The sequence below is a fragment of the Bartonella sp. LJL80 genome (genome assembly GCF_054871565.1).
This window is the reverse complement of the sequence record NZ_JBTXLM010000001.1, coordinates 671,265-684,136: the sequence shown is the minus strand read 5'-3', so window position 1 is coordinate 684,136 and position 12,872 is coordinate 671,265. Positions and strand designations below refer to the sequence as shown.

The 12,872-nt window shown below is 49.6% G+C and carries 16 protein-coding genes and 1 pseudogene; 7 read left to right on the top strand and 10 right to left on the bottom strand.

Annotation, left to right across the window (positions count from 1 at the left end; translation table 11 throughout):
* The first annotated feature begins 5 nt into the window (after positions 1-5).
* Positions 6-428, top strand: a complete 423-nt coding sequence (locus ACYSNS_RS03110) for a hypothetical protein (protein ID WP_461721653.1) — start codon at positions 6-8, stop codon at positions 426-428.
* A gap of 80 nt (positions 429-508) precedes the next feature.
* On the opposite strand, the gene ACYSNS_RS03105 is transcribed toward ACYSNS_RS03110, so the two are convergent.
* The 6 genes from ACYSNS_RS03105 to rpoN form a co-directional block, all read right to left on the bottom strand.
* Entirely contained in the window at positions 509-1,006 is a 498-nt protein-coding gene (locus tag ACYSNS_RS03105; RefSeq protein WP_461721652.1) for a hypothetical protein, read from the bottom strand.
* 267 nt (positions 1,007-1,273) lie between these two features.
* A complete protein-coding gene (locus tag ACYSNS_RS03100) occupies positions 1,274-1,477 on the bottom strand; it encodes a helix-turn-helix transcriptional regulator (RefSeq protein WP_461721651.1) in 204 nt (67 codons plus the stop codon).
* The gene (locus ACYSNS_RS03095; RefSeq protein ID WP_461721650.1) at positions 1,474-1,851 is read right to left on the bottom strand and encodes a hypothetical protein; all 378 of its coding nucleotides are present in this window, start codon (positions 1,849-1,851) and stop codon (positions 1,474-1,476) included. Before ACYSNS_RS03095 ends, ACYSNS_RS03100 begins: the two co-directional genes overlap by 4 nt.
* A gap of 455 nt (positions 1,852-2,306) precedes the next feature.
* Entirely contained in the window at positions 2,307-2,774 is a 468-nt protein-coding gene (ptsN, locus tag ACYSNS_RS03090) for a PTS IIA-like nitrogen regulatory protein PtsN (RefSeq protein WP_461721649.1), read from the bottom strand.
* Between the two features lie 126 nt (positions 2,775-2,900).
* Complete coding sequence (gene hpf / locus ACYSNS_RS03085) at positions 2,901-3,485, bottom strand: ribosome hibernation-promoting factor, HPF/YfiA family (RefSeq protein WP_461721648.1); 585 nt, start codon at positions 3,483-3,485, stop codon at positions 2,901-2,903.
* A 158-nt stretch (positions 3,486-3,643) separates the two neighbouring features.
* Positions 3,644-5,155 (bottom strand): RNA polymerase factor sigma-54, encoded by a 1,512-nt coding sequence (gene rpoN, locus ACYSNS_RS03080; RefSeq protein ID WP_461721647.1) that lies wholly within the window; start codon positions 5,153-5,155, stop codon positions 3,644-3,646.
* A 273-nt stretch (positions 5,156-5,428) separates the two neighbouring features.
* On the opposite strand from rpoN, the gene ACYSNS_RS03075 reads away from it, so the two are divergent.
* Positions 5,429-6,067 carry a flavin reductase family protein gene (locus ACYSNS_RS03075; protein ID WP_461721646.1) on the top strand — a complete coding sequence of 213 codons (639 nt, stop codon included), beginning with the start codon at positions 5,429-5,431 and terminating at the stop codon, positions 6,065-6,067.
* Here ACYSNS_RS03075 and lptB read toward each other — a convergent pair.
* The 3 genes and pseudogenes from lptB to lptC all read right to left on the bottom strand — a co-directional run.
* Positions 6,052-6,789 (bottom strand): annotated as a pseudogene (gene lptB, locus ACYSNS_RS03070) (LPS export ABC transporter ATP-binding protein); the annotation flags it as partial. The gene ACYSNS_RS03075 and the pseudogene lptB overlap by 16 nt on opposite strands.
* Positions 6,790-6,861: 72 nt before the next feature.
* Positions 6,862-7,473: an LptA/OstA family protein gene (locus ACYSNS_RS03065; protein ID WP_461721645.1), complete on the bottom strand. Its 612-nt coding sequence runs from the start codon at positions 7,471-7,473 to the stop codon at positions 6,862-6,864.
* Positions 7,474-7,528: 55 nt separating this feature from the next.
* Entirely contained in the window at positions 7,529-8,176 is a 648-nt protein-coding gene (lptC, locus tag ACYSNS_RS03060) for an LPS export ABC transporter periplasmic protein LptC (RefSeq protein WP_461721644.1), read from the bottom strand.
* Between the two features lie 387 nt (positions 8,177-8,563).
* Between lptC and ACYSNS_RS03055 the strand changes: the two genes are divergently transcribed.
* Together ACYSNS_RS03055 and ACYSNS_RS03050 are read left to right on the top strand one after the other, a co-directional pair.
* The gene (locus ACYSNS_RS03055) at positions 8,564-8,845 is read left to right on the top strand and encodes an integration host factor subunit beta (protein ID WP_461721643.1); all 282 of its coding nucleotides are present in this window, start codon (positions 8,564-8,566) and stop codon (positions 8,843-8,845) included.
* 4 nt (positions 8,846-8,849) lie between these two features.
* The gene (locus ACYSNS_RS03050; protein ID WP_461721642.1) at positions 8,850-9,164 is read left to right on the top strand and encodes a lipopolysaccharide assembly protein LapA domain-containing protein; all 315 of its coding nucleotides are present in this window, start codon (positions 8,850-8,852) and stop codon (positions 9,162-9,164) included.
* Positions 9,165-9,272: 108 nt separating this feature from the next.
* On the opposite strand, the gene ACYSNS_RS03045 is transcribed toward ACYSNS_RS03050, so the two are convergent.
* Entirely contained in the window at positions 9,273-10,202 is a 930-nt protein-coding gene (locus ACYSNS_RS03045; protein WP_461721641.1) for an AEC family transporter, read from the bottom strand.
* A 238-nt stretch (positions 10,203-10,440) separates the two neighbouring features.
* Here ACYSNS_RS03045 and ACYSNS_RS03040 point away from each other — a divergent pair, with 238 nt between their 5' ends.
* From ACYSNS_RS03040 to lspA, 3 genes are read left to right on the top strand one after another with little or no spacing between them, the layout of a single operon-like run.
* A complete protein-coding gene (locus ACYSNS_RS03040; RefSeq protein ID WP_461721896.1) occupies positions 10,441-11,496 on the top strand; it encodes a class I SAM-dependent methyltransferase in 1,056 nt (351 codons plus the stop codon).
* Positions 11,497-11,498: 2 nt separating this feature from the next.
* Positions 11,499-12,347 (top strand): TrmH family RNA methyltransferase, encoded by an 849-nt coding sequence (locus ACYSNS_RS03035; RefSeq protein ID WP_461721640.1) that lies wholly within the window; start codon positions 11,499-11,501, stop codon positions 12,345-12,347.
* On the top strand, positions 12,344-12,832 hold the full coding sequence (lspA, locus tag ACYSNS_RS03030; RefSeq protein WP_461721639.1) for a signal peptidase II: 489 nt from the start codon (positions 12,344-12,346) through the stop codon (positions 12,830-12,832). Before ACYSNS_RS03035 ends, lspA begins: the two co-directional genes overlap by 4 nt.
* The last annotated feature ends 40 nt before the right edge of the window (positions 12,833-12,872 follow it).

Below are 12,872 nucleotides of genomic sequence, written 5' to 3'. Positions count from 1 at the left end.
AAACCATGAAAAATATTACAGCATTTCACATTGTATGGATCTTGGTCGGCTGTATTTTTGCGGAAGCCGCCTTTATGGTTGTGCAGATCGGGCTGACATTATTGCTGTCGGGACAAAATTACAGCCTGCATGAACTGCTTTCACCCAATAATCCGCTTTATGCCATACCGCCGCATTTTGCGATTGTCGGCATCGTATTTTTTGCCAGCATCATCTACGGCGAATATCGCCATTTCTTTAAAATGGGCTATTACATTGTGGCAGCGATTGTCGCCGCATTGCTTTATTTCTTGTCATTGTGGATGAGCGGCTTTTCATTGTCGTTGGGTGGCTTTGCCATCAATCTTATCGCCGCTATCGTTTCAGGCGCGGTCTATTGGTGGGTTACTCCGCGGCGTTATAACCGCCGTTCGCTTAATACGTTCTAAGCTGAATTATATAAAAAAACCGGATTGATATGCATTGCATTCAATCCGGTTTTTCTAACAAAATTTAACACCTATATCGTTTAAAACTGATACCCTTTGTCGATCAACCTCTGGCGCCGTTCGGCAAGCCTGTCATCCATTTTGCCGGCCTTGACCATCTGGCGCAATTTCCTGATATGGTTTTGGCGCATTTTCGGCGACCCACGGCGAATCATCGGCCATAAGATCCATGGCAGGGCAAAAATGTGGAACATGGCAAATACGATAATCGTTGCCACCTTTGATGCCAGAATAAACCGCCCGCGCGCGCGCAAAATGACATAAGGAACGGTTGCACATATTGCAACCAGCACCGCCCATAAAGCCGGTATAATAAGTGCCAGAAGAAAAACCCCGAACCCGCCTAGATTCAAAAAGAATGTCAAATTCCATGCATGGATAATCCAGTCGGACACGCCTAAAAGTCCGACAAGCAGGGCTCCATAAATGAAAAAGATAAACATGATAAGGAAAGTCAGCGGTGTGGCAATTCCCGGCTCGCGGAAACGGTCATCTTGAACATGGGCAAGCGATGTCATAGGTTTCATCCTGTTGCGATCTAATATCTGGCACTGGAGCGCCTGTTACATACCGGATGCTATTGGAACTTTGCTGGTGGCGCTAGGGCAAAACATACTTAATTTCTTCCAATATCCCGTCTTAGCCGAAAATACATCGCAATTCATGAGATCAAAAGCGACGATGGCGTTCTCGATCATCAAGACTTGCGTCAGCTACCGGTAGGCATTTTCCAACCACTGCCACCAAATTGGTGTTGTCGACCCCATCATTTCAAGCTGGTATATTCAATTTTTTGGCGCCTCATCCTCGAAAAGTTCTTCAATTTTTGCAGCGAAGACACGGGCAATGGCAAATGCCAAGGGAAGGCTTGGATCGTATCGCTCATTTTCGATGGCGTTGACTGTCTGCCGCGAAACATTCAGCCGCAGTGCCAATTCGCTCTGCGACCAGCCTATGTCCTGTCGCCTTTGTTTGACACAGTTCTTCATCGATAACGCCAGTAACTGACGAGTGTTCCAATAATCCATAGAGTTGCCATTAAAGGCCAAATGGCAAACATTGACAGCTTTGGGTAACCTATATTTTCCAAAAAACCATAGCTGAAGGTTAAAAGTGCTGTCGCAGCAAAAGCAAGGGCCAGCGCCTCAAATTGCATTTGCCGTTGCATTTCATCAAGCCTTCTCAGCTGACCCACAACAACCCAGCAAATCACAAAAGCCGGAACCATCGGCAATAAAGCAAACAAAGGGAGCAAAGCCGAGTTCGGCCCTGCGCTGAGCAACAAATATATCGAACCGGTGAGGGCGACAGCATAAACGAACAGCCACAAGGCTAACTTCAACATGTAACGGCGCTTTTCCATTTTCAATCATCCTTATGACGTCCAAAAGAAATCATAAACCGATGTTTATAAATGTAAAGCTTACTTTACATGTTTTTCGAACAAATACGCTTTTCCATTCGTGCATCTCGTGTCGCAGGCGGTTTTGAACCCAATGTTATTAAAATTGAAAACAGCTCGAACACGATTTAGAGCGGTTCCCGATTGATGTAAAACATCAATCGGATAAGATACCGCGACAAATCAAAAGCTTGAGACGCACCGGCCGGATAGCATCAGGTCGAAAAGCGCTCTAAATTCAGAAAAAAGGCTATAGATCAGTCGCACCTAGCGAAGAAAGACTCATTATTTCATTTAGCAGATGGGCACGCGGCCACGAGGTATGCCTAATGCATGTCGTGGTTTATTTCATCCACTTTACATGCATTAAGTATCTATTTTATCCGAAAACCGCTTCACACTTTCCAGGAAACGCATTAGGCAGCGTTAGATGCTGCCGGATGCTGTGTCAGGAAAGAATGCAGGGCCTGCGCCTCATGCGTATTACGCAGCTTTTGCACCATATCAGGATCGCGCAAGACGCGTGCAATCCGCGATAAAGCCTTCAGATGATCTGCACCGGCATTTTCAGGGGCCAGCAAGAGGAATACCAGATCAACTGGCTCGTCATCAAGAGCCTCAAAATCAACCGGATTTTCCAGACGGGCAAACACACCTACAATATGGTCGATATTGTTGAGCTTGCCATGGGGTATGGCAATGCCATTGCCAACGCCGGTCGAACCGAGTTTTTCGCGCTGTAAAATCGTGTCGAAAACAGTACGCTCGTTTAATCCGGTAATTGCAGCCGCCTTTTCGGCCAGAATCTGCAAAACCTGTTTTTTTGAATTGGCCTTGAGCGCCGGAATAACTGCTTCCGGTGCGATCAAATCACTCAGATCCATACTCTGTTTCCCTCTTTCACACCCAACAACTGCCCCGGTTTCGACAAAACGGCCTAAGGCAGTGAAGGTTGCGGATATCCCATTAGCCTGCCAACCATGAATGCGGCAGTTCGGGATTTGTGCTCGTTAAGCCTTATTGGTGACAGATGACGGGTCAACCCAGCCGATATTTCCATCAGCACGGCGATAGACAAGATTGACCTTGTCACTACCGGCGTTACGGAAAACCAACACTGGATTGTCCATGAGGTCGAGTTCAACAACCGCGTCTGCTACAGACATCGCACGCAACGCCATGGATGTTTCCGCAACAATTGTCGGGGCGTAATCTGCCGGAAGATCTTCATCCTCATCCGGCATGGGCTCCATGATGTGATAGGCAAACTCGGAAAATGCAGCACTTTCGCTTTGCATATTGCTGCGCGATTTCAGACGGCGCTTATACCGGCGCAAACGGGTTTCAATCCGTTCTGCCGCCGCATCGAATGCGGCTTGCGGGTCCTGCGCCTGGCCGGTTGTTTGCAAAATGGCGCCTGTGCTCAGGTGCAAAACACAATCAGCCGAATAGCGCGAACCGGATTTGACAACAGTGACATGACCGGTGGCGCTACCGTCGAAATATTTGGAAACAGCATCAGCGATACGTTCCTCGATCCGGGTGCGGAAAGCTTCACCGATATCCATATGCTTTCCCGAAATGCGCAAGCTCATTATAAACCTCGTTCATAATTCGTGATCAGGCTAATTTAGCGACATCTTCCATATGACGCAACCAAAAGCGCATATAAATCTGGAAAAGACCGGGTCAACCCTTTAAAGCGGGCTTCTAGTGGGTTGCAAAGGCGAAGTCAACCGGCAAAAATCAACCATTAGTTGCAACTGCCTTTGGCTTTTTTCTCACGGCGGCGTGCAACTGAAGACGAAATGTTCATGCCTTCACGGTATTTGGCAACGGTTCTGCGGGCAATATCGATATTCTCTTTCTTCAATAGGCTGACCAACGTATCGTCCGACAGAATATGGTCGACATCTTCGCCATCAATCAACTGGCGTATGCGATGTCGCACGGCGTCAGCGGCATGGGTTTCTCCACCTTCTGCTGACTGCAAAGCCGCAGAAAAAAAACTGCGCATTTCAAATGTACCGCGTGGCGTTGCCACATATTTATTGGCGGTCACCCGGCTAATGGTCGATTCGTGCATACCCACAGCATCCGCTACCATGGCCAGATTGAGCGGCTTCAAGTGGCCAATACCATATTTCAGAAAATCCTGTTGATGGCGCACAATCTGCCCGCTGACTGTCAAAAGCGTTTTGGCGCGCTGATCAAGTGCACGTAACAGCCAATGGGCATTTTGCAAGCACTCGCCGATAAATCCTCGCTCGTCGGCATTGGCGCAGATTTTCAAGGAATAATCCTGATGGACGACGAGCTTTGGCAAAACGGCGCTGTTCAGCTCAACTTGAAAATCTCCATCGTTCAAGGCATGGATGATCACATCGGGAACCACAACATCGGCAGTCGCCGCACCAAAAGCCATACCCGGTTTAGGGTCGAGCGCGCGAATTTCCTGCAACATATCGACAAGTTCGCTCTGGTCCAGACCGCATAATTTTGCCAAACCTGCAAAATCCCGTTTTGCCAACACCGGAAGATTATCCAGCACAATCTGCATGGCCGGATCCAACCGGTTCTGTCGTTCCAGCTGCAAAGCCAAACAATCGCTAAGCGAGGTAGCAAACAAGCCTGGTGGATCAAATTGGCGAAGAGTGTCAAAAACAATGGAAACCTGTTCCAACTCCACACCAAGTCTTGAGGCTGTTTCTTCCAAAGACCCGGTAAAATACCCGGCCTCATCAAGCTGATCGGCAAGATCAAGCGCAACCTCATGCAGCGTACGATTGCTGAACGAAAAGATAATCTGTTCACTAACATGACTGCGAAGGCTTGGTTTTTCGGCCAGGGTTTGCTCGAGATCGATAGAGTCAAACGATAAAGGCTGGGTAGAAACGTCGCTCCAATCGACGGGTTTTGGTACCAGCGACATCGCATCATGGCGCAAAGCATCGGGGTCGATATTGTCTGGCGAGGAATCAAACATATTCGACAACACTTCGCCATCCGGCATGGCTGCATCGTCTGCTACAAACGGCGCCTCTGGCTTGCCAGAGTCATAAGGGTTATCAGCCGCATGACTATCCGGCATAGGCTCTTGCGTTGGTTCCAAACGTTCCAATAACGGATTTTTTTCCAGCTCCTCGTCCAAAAAATGCTCCAGCTCCAGCGCTGTCATCTGCAGCAATTTGATCGACTGCATCAATTGCGGTGTCATGACCAGAGATTGCGATTGGCGCAGATCAAGGAACGGGGCAAGAGCCATCAGCCGTCCCTCTTACGCCAGACAGAATGCCGGCATTTATGTCGCATTTTTTGTTTCATCCGCATGGCCCCGTCCATCATTGTTTGACCACTTTAGCAAACTGGTATGAACCTTGCTTGTCAACCGGAATTTATGCAGAAACAACCAATTTTCTGGCAAAAACGGCTTTTCATTGCCGTTGAAAGCAGCTTGTGCGAACCGGTTTCGCACTTTAACATGACCGCGAAACACCGCTTGAAATCAAACCGGACGAAAGAAACGGAGACATTCCCCATGCGTTTTACAGTCAGCGAGCTGCCGCAACAAGCCATCTATAAGTTGCTGACGGCAACTGTAACGCCACGCCCGATTGCATGGGTCACCACCTGCGATAGGCAAGGCAACGTGAACGCAGCCCCCTTCAGTTTTTTCAATATTATGGGGAGCGAGCCGCCCTTGGCGGTTTTCAGCGTGGGAAAATCGAACGACAAAGACAAAAAAGATACGATCGCCAATATTTTGGATACCAACGAGTTCGTAGTCAACCTTGTGCCGGCACGCTTGGCTGAAGCAATGAATTTGACAGCTATGGATGCGCCCTATGGATTTGATGAGATAGCTGCGGCCGGTCTGACGACCACTCCGTCCCATATTGTCCAGACACCGCAAATAGCCCAATCACCGGTTTCATTTGAATGCGTCAACCATGCCACAATGTTGACCGGCCCAAAGCAGTATATGGTCATCGGTCGCGTGGTCGAAATCCGCATCGATGATGCCTATATCCAGGATGCCGAGCGTCACTATGTCGACACGAAAGCACTTGATTTGATTGGCCGGATGCATGGCAGTGGTGGCTACACACGTTGCCACGACCTGTTTGAAATGAAACGCATTTCTTATGCGCAATGGAAAGATCAGAGCGAGAACTGATCGCCCAGATAAAGCCTTCTCACATCGGCATTGGTGACGATATCATCCGGCTGGCCATGCGTCAGAACCTGACCGGCATGGATAATATAGGCGCGGTCGACAAGACCCAGTGTTTCGCGCACATTATGGTCGGTAATGAGAACACCGATACCGCGGCTGGTCAGATGACGTACCAACTGTTGAATATCGGCAATTGCGATGGGATCGATACCGGCAAATGGCTCATCCAGAAGCATGAAATTAGGACGTGAGGCCAAAGCGCGTGCAATTTCCAAACGCCTCCTTTCACCACCCGACAGAGAGATGGCCGGACTTTTGCGCAAATGTGCAATTTTAAACTCATCAAGCAGTGCATCCAGTTCTTCCGCACGCTTGCGACGGTCTTTTTCGACCACTTCCAAAACAGCTTTGATATTGTTTTCAACGGAGAGACCGCGAAAAATCGAAGCTTCCTGCGGCAGATAGCCAATGCCCAAACGCGACCGGCGATACATCGGCATATCGGTGACATCAAAACCGTCAATTTCGATACTGCCGCTATCCACTTCAACCAAACCGGTTACCATGTAAAAGCACGTTGTTTTGCCTGCACCGTTGGGGCCAAGAATGCCCACGGCCTCGCCAGCCCGCACACCAAAGGAAACACCATTGACGACCTGCCGACCGCGATAGGTCTTGGTAAGTTCGCGGGCAACCAGCGTGCCTTTCAGGCGTTGCGCCAACGCATCACCTGAATTGTCTTCATAGGCGATCTGCTCGAAAGCCGTGGAGGATTCACTTTGTGACATGAAGGACTAGTTTCCGTTCTGTTCGTTCCGGTTCATGATGATCGACACACGGCCTTTTTTACCCGAAGACTTGCAGCTTTCGAGAAAGGCTTTTCCGGTATCCATATGCGCGGTCAGCTTGCAGCCGGTTGCCACATTATCCCCATCGGTCAGAATGACGCGACTGCCGGTCAACACCATGACGTTGGATTTGCCATCGAATACACCCTGATCTCCGGTTGCGACCTGCGTTGCCGTTTTAATATAGACCTTGCCCGACGCTTCCATTTTTTCAACACCGGTCGTGCCCAGTCCGCCTGCACTGGCGCCAGCCGGCTTTGCCTGTGCATCGCCACCCGCGGCATCCGGTGCCTTGGCATAATGCACGATCAACTTTGATGTCCGCAGAATACGATCACCCTGCACCACAGAGACATTTCCGGTGAAAATAGCTACGCCGTCCTTGTCGCGCATTTCCAGATCGTCGGCATTCAGTTCCACCGGCTCCTTGCCGCCGGAAAGATTAACGCCGAAATTGGTTTGCTGCGCCATGGCCGATACACCATGAAGGCTTGTCAAAGCCAAGCCTAGGGCCAATACCGCACCCAAACGGCGCGAAAAGTGTTTTAACGGCTTCATTCCACAACCCTCAAATCAATACGACACGCATGACCGGCATCGTTTACCATAACTCTTATTGCCCATTAGTGTTGTCAATGACAAGACTGACACCACCACGAAAAAACAAAACCTGCCCGTTTTCGCGGATTTGCAGGCCATTTGCCTTTAAATGCTGCCCATCCCGACGGATATCCACCGGTCGGTCTGTATTCAACTGGCTGGTTGCAAGATTGACATCGGCTGATTCCAGCTTTGCCACCATGCCGTCATCTGTTTGTACTGTAAAAGGCTTATCAAGTTGCAAACGACCATTGATATTGTCGTAAAAGCCGCCTGCCGCTTCAACATCGGCCTGCCCGCGCTCACCCAATGGTAGCTGCGCAATAATATTCTGCAATTCGATCATGCCCGAATGGGATGGATCCTGTATCGCCTTCGCCGCTTTCAGCGAATAGGGTTTGTTGGCGCTCGTATAGCCTTCCAACTTCGGATCCGTCATGGTGAGCCGGCCATCGGCACCCTGATCATCGTTTAAAACGACAAGATCGGCCGAACTGGGCGCAGCAAAAAATGTAAACCAACAAAAAACCAGCGCAATGGCCAGTGCCGCCAAAGGCAAAACAAACTTCAACACCCGCACCCGAGCCGAATGGCGGTGCGCCGAATTGAAGACCGCATCAGATTTCTGACTGGCCGAAAAAATTTCAGAACTATCGTTCATTCTGCTCCTTGGCTTTTACCCGATCCGCTTGTTGCCGATTCCGTGGCCCAAAAAGAGCGTACACCACTCCACCCATCACCTACGGCTGTTTTGTAACCATTCAATATGGTGTTTTTCGTGACAAACCAAAACAAAAATTCGTCAAGAGCTGTTTTTTTTCCTGAATCCGCCCGATAGGCAACAATTTTTTGTCAAACAGCGTTGACGAAAAGCCGAAGACGGTCAATAAGCTATTGATTGGCTGGCAGGTTTTCCCGATCTAGGCGATCTTATGTGGAAAACAGGGCTGCCGATGCTTTTAACCCATGGCCTTAAATGCTTTCAACGGAAAAGCGGTCGGCCTTGTTAATCGCACGGTTTTGTTGTTGGTTTGAAATGGAGGCTGTTTTGATCAAGTCGGAACTCGTACAGATTATTGCCAATCGCAATCCCCACCTGTTTCAACGGGACGTGGAAAATATTGTCGGTGCTGTATTTGATGAAATCTCGACAGCATTGGCTGAAGGCAACCGTGTTGAACTTCGCGGCTTCGGAGCGTTTTCGGTTAAAAATCGTCCTGCACGTAGCGGCCGTAATCCGCGCACCGGTGAATCTGTTTCAGTGGATGAAAAATGGGTTCCTTTTTTCAAAACCGGCAAGGAACTGCGCGACCGCCTGAACAGCGAGTGATGCAATGAACGCAAAACGGGTTATCTCACTGATCATACTGATACCGATAGCCATTGTGCTTATCGCATTTATCGTTGCCAATCGTGAAAGTGTGGCACTGACACTCAATCCGTTTCAGCCGGGTGCTGAAGGCTTGACCTATCATGCGCCGTTCTTTGTCTGGCTCTTCGTTTTTTTGGCCTTGGGCATTCTTATTGGCGGTGCCACCATGTGGCTGACTCAGCACCGTTTCCGCAAAGCGTTAAAAGATACGCAAACGGAATTGCAGGGACTGAAGATGGATATGGCTAAAAAGACCGACCTGACATTACATTCCTAGGGCGCATTACATTCCTAGGACGCGTTGGCAATTTAAGAATTGGCTGCGCTGGCGCATTCCATATAAAGCTGTAAAAGCAGACCGAAGGAATGCTGGCTCCTATCTTTTCTATAGGGCAAAAATCTCCATACAGATCAGCAGTGTTATGGGCATTGTAACCATCGCGGCTAAAGTTTCAAACGCCGTAATGCTTGCCATCAACACATGGTCGCCCCCCATACGCCGTGCCATGACATAAGATGATGAGGCTGTCGGCAGACACTGGAACACCAGAACAACCAGAGCCATTTGTCCATCCATTTCCGTCAACAGGCATAAACCAAGCGTCAGGGCCGGAATGACGATGAATTTCACCATCGACGAAAAACCAACAGCCCAAAGCCTGCTTCGTGACATACTGAGATCCAGTGCAGCACCGACACATAGAAGGCCAATCGGCAAAGATGCAGCGCCTAGGATGCGCATCACCTCATCAATGCCGAAAGGCAGGAACAATCCAAAGGCATGAAGACCTGCCCCGATTGCACAACTGACGACTAGAGGATTGCTGGCAATACCGCGAACGACACCGATAAGACTAGGCTTTGTTCCACCGTATCGGGCAAAGGCCAGCACAGTTAGAATATTGACGGTTGGAACCAGAATTGCGTTGACTACCGCTGTCAAACCAACCGTTTGCGCCCCGAAAAGTGCGATGGAGGCGGTGACACCGACATAATTATTAAACCTGATGCTTCCTTGGAAAACAGAGGTAAAGGCTTTTCCATCAAAACCGGTCAACCTGTTCAAGACAACCAATACGATACCGACAATACAGCCCGGCAGAATAAGCGTTGCACATAGAGGCAATAAACCAATGCCGGACATATCCGCATGAACGAGACCATGAATGAACAAACATGGTAGAAGAATGAAATAGCAGAGCTTTTCAGCGCCGGACCAGAAACCGGCTTCGACAAACTCGACACGCCGCAGGCCGTAGCCAAGACCGACCAATAAAGCGATGGGCAATAATGCCATCATAATTATCGAAAACATCAATCCCCCTCCATTTTGCTGGCCATCCCCTGTTCCGCCACCGCAGACAACAGTGTTTTGCGAAGCCTTGGAAAAATTATGCCCCTTTTGTTAAGAATGCTTTATAAGCATGAAAAACTTTGTCACAGACCGGAAATACAACACCGTGAAACCGCCTTTCAGAATTAAAGACAAGAAAAACGCGCCAACGCCGCGTGCTAACCAGCAAAAACCGGGCGGAACAGATAAATCCGGCCATATGAAAGCAGCTGCCAAAAGGAGTGCCCATGCTGGGGCACCAATGAGGCCGCAAAAGCAACCGGGTTTCAGCGCTGAAGGCGACCGCAACAAAGCATCTATAGAAAGCTCAACCGCGTCAGCGCCTACCATTAAAAAGTTTCAACCGCGCCCAACCGGCGCACGGCCGCAAGAACACCTGCCCTTGATTATGGAGACAGGTGCCGGCGATGATTATGCCCTTATCGATAGTGGTAATGGGCTTAAGCTCGAACGCTATGGCCCGTTGAAAATCATTCGTCCGGAAGGCCAGGCACTATGGCAACCGGCATTGAGCGAAAAAGAATGGTCGGATGTCGATGCTATTTTTACCGGCAATACCGACGAAGAAGGCATGGGGCGTTGGCATTTTCCCAAACAGGCTTTGGGCGAAACATGGCCGCTCGTATGGAATGGACTGTCGTTTCTCGGCCGCTTTACCTCATTCCGTCATGTGGGGGTCTTTCCAGAACAGGATGCGCATTGGCGCTATATGGAAACGCTGATCAAAACAGCAAACCGACCGGTCAAAGTCCTCAATCTCTTCGGCTATACCGGTGTTGCATCACTAATTGCAGCCCGCGCTGGCGCCGAAGTGACCCATGTCGATGCTTCCAAAAAAGCCATATTGTGGGCAAAGGAAAATCAGGAAATGGCAGGTCTCACTGACCGGCCAATTCGGTGGATTTGCGACGATGCCATGAAGTTCGTTGAACGCGAAGCGCGACGTGAAAAAACCTATGACATTATCTTGCTCGACCCGCCCGCCTACGGCAGGGGGCCGCATGGTGAAGTCTGGCAATTGTTCGACCATTTACCGGATATGGTCAGGGGATGCCGTGCAATCTTGTCAGCCAAACCACTGGCAGTTATTCTAACGGCCTATTCTATCCGCTCGTCGTTTTATGCCATTCATGAATTGATGCGTGACGAATTTACCGGGCTTGGCGGCACCGTTGAATCCGGGGAACTTATCTTGCGTGAAGAACAGGCAAAACGCGCCCTTTCTACCTCTCTTTTTAGCCGATGGATCGCTTGAACATGACACAAAAACGTACCGGTCAGGTGAAAGAAATCACCTCCCTTGCCAATCCGATCATCAAGGATCTGAAAGCGTTGGGCCAGAAAAAGAACCGCGACCGCGAGGGCGTTTTCATGGCGGAAGGCTTGAAACTCGTCATTGATGCGCTGGACCTTGGCTGGACCATCCGGACTCTTCTTTTTGCTAAAAGCGGCCTTGGCAATCCATTGATCGAAAAAACCGCCGCGCGCACCGTTGCGTCTGGCGGCCTGGTCATCGAAGCCTCGCAAAAGGTCATGGAATCGGTAACAAGACGCGACAACCCACAAATGGTTGTTGGGGTTTTCGAGCAGCAATGGCAGCCAATCACAGCCCTCAAGGCAAAGCCGGATGATGTCTATGTCGCGCTCGATCGTATCCGCGACCCGGGCAATCTGGGCACGATTATCCGTACAGCCGATGCGGTGGGTGCCAAGGGGCTGATCCTTGTTGGCGACACAACCGACCCATTTTCACTTGAAACCGTTCGCGCCACCATGGGTTCGGTTTTTGCCCTGCCACTCTATCGTTTGAGCGAACAGGATTTTCTTAAATGGCGCGGTGGGTTTTCAGGCAAAATCGTCGGTACCCATCTAAAGGGTTCGGTTGATTATCGCACAATTGATTTTAAAAAAGGCCCGACCATTTTGTTGATGGGCAATGAACAGCAGGGGCTGCCCGACACGCTGGCTGACAGTTGTGATGTATTGGCACGTATTCCACAGGCTGGCCGCGCCGATTCTCTTAATCTTGCAGTGGCAACCGGTGTAATGCTGTATGAAATCTGCCGCCATTCCTTGGCGCTTGACCCGCGTGAGGCGCGCTCATGAACCGTAAATCTGCATTGATATTGATCGTTGGCTTGCTGATAACTGTCGGCCTTGATCAGTGGATTAAATATTGGGTCATCCAGAATATGGAATTGGGCGAAGAAATCGTGATTTTACCGTTTCTTTCACTCTATCATGCCCGCAATCCCGGCATTGCTTTTTCGATGTTGTCGTCATTTTCCGATTGGGGCCTGATTATTCTAACCGTGTTTATCATCGGCTTCGTCGCGTGGCTGTGGAAAAATGCCGGCCCTGAAAAATCGCTGTCGCGGTTGGGGTTTCTATTGGTAATCGGCGGTGCGCTTGGCAATCTGATCGACAGGATACGTTTTCATTATGTTGTCGATTATATCTCGTTCCATATTGACGGCGTGTTTTCTTTTGCCATTTTCAATCTGGCTGATGCTTTTATCACCGTTGGTGCAATTTTCATTATTGTCGATGAATTGCTCAGCTGGCGTCGGGAGAAACATAAGCCGAAATAGTTGCCGGTTGACGTATTTAAGCGGCCTCATGCACAGAATA

Bases quoted from the DNA above. Each gene is read 5' to 3' on its own strand.
- ACYSNS_RS03110 (WP_461721653.1), top strand. From the start codon at position 6: ATGAAAAATATTACAGCATTTCACATTGTATGGATCTTGGTCGGCTGT.
- ACYSNS_RS03105 (WP_461721652.1), bottom strand. From the start codon at position 1,006: ATGACATCGCTTGCCCATGTTCAAGATGACCGTTTCCGCGAGCCGGGA.
- ACYSNS_RS03100 (WP_461721651.1), bottom strand. From the start codon at position 1,477: ATGAAGAACTGTGTCAAACAAAGGCGACAGGACATAGGCTGGTCGCAG.
- ACYSNS_RS03095 (WP_461721650.1), bottom strand. From the start codon at position 1,851: ATGGAAAAGCGCCGTTACATGTTGAAGTTAGCCTTGTGGCTGTTCGTT.
- ptsN (WP_461721649.1), bottom strand. From the start codon at position 2,774: ATGGATCTGAGTGATTTGATCGCACCGGAAGCAGTTATTCCGGCGCTC.
- hpf (WP_461721648.1), bottom strand. From the start codon at position 3,485: ATGAGCTTGCGCATTTCGGGAAAGCATATGGATATCGGTGAAGCTTTC.
- rpoN (WP_461721647.1), bottom strand. From the start codon at position 5,155: ATGGCTCTTGCCCCGTTCCTTGATCTGCGCCAATCGCAATCTCTGGTC.
- ACYSNS_RS03075 (WP_461721646.1), top strand. From the start codon at position 5,429: ATGCGTTTTACAGTCAGCGAGCTGCCGCAACAAGCCATCTATAAGTTG.
- ACYSNS_RS03065 (WP_461721645.1), bottom strand. From the start codon at position 7,473: ATGAAGCCGTTAAAACACTTTTCGCGCCGTTTGGGTGCGGTATTGGCC.
- lptC (WP_461721644.1), bottom strand. From the start codon at position 8,176: ATGAACGATAGTTCTGAAATTTTTTCGGCCAGTCAGAAATCTGATGCG.
- ACYSNS_RS03050 (WP_461721642.1), top strand. From the start codon at position 8,850: ATGAACGCAAAACGGGTTATCTCACTGATCATACTGATACCGATAGCC.
- ACYSNS_RS03045 (WP_461721641.1), bottom strand. From the start codon at position 10,202: ATGTTTTCGATAATTATGATGGCATTATTGCCCATCGCTTTATTGGTC.
- ACYSNS_RS03040 (WP_461721896.1), top strand. From the start codon at position 10,441: ATGAAAGCAGCTGCCAAAAGGAGTGCCCATGCTGGGGCACCAATGAGG.
- ACYSNS_RS03035 (WP_461721640.1), top strand. From the start codon at position 11,499: ATGACACAAAAACGTACCGGTCAGGTGAAAGAAATCACCTCCCTTGCC.
- lspA (WP_461721639.1), top strand. From the start codon at position 12,344: ATGAACCGTAAATCTGCATTGATATTGATCGTTGGCTTGCTGATAACT.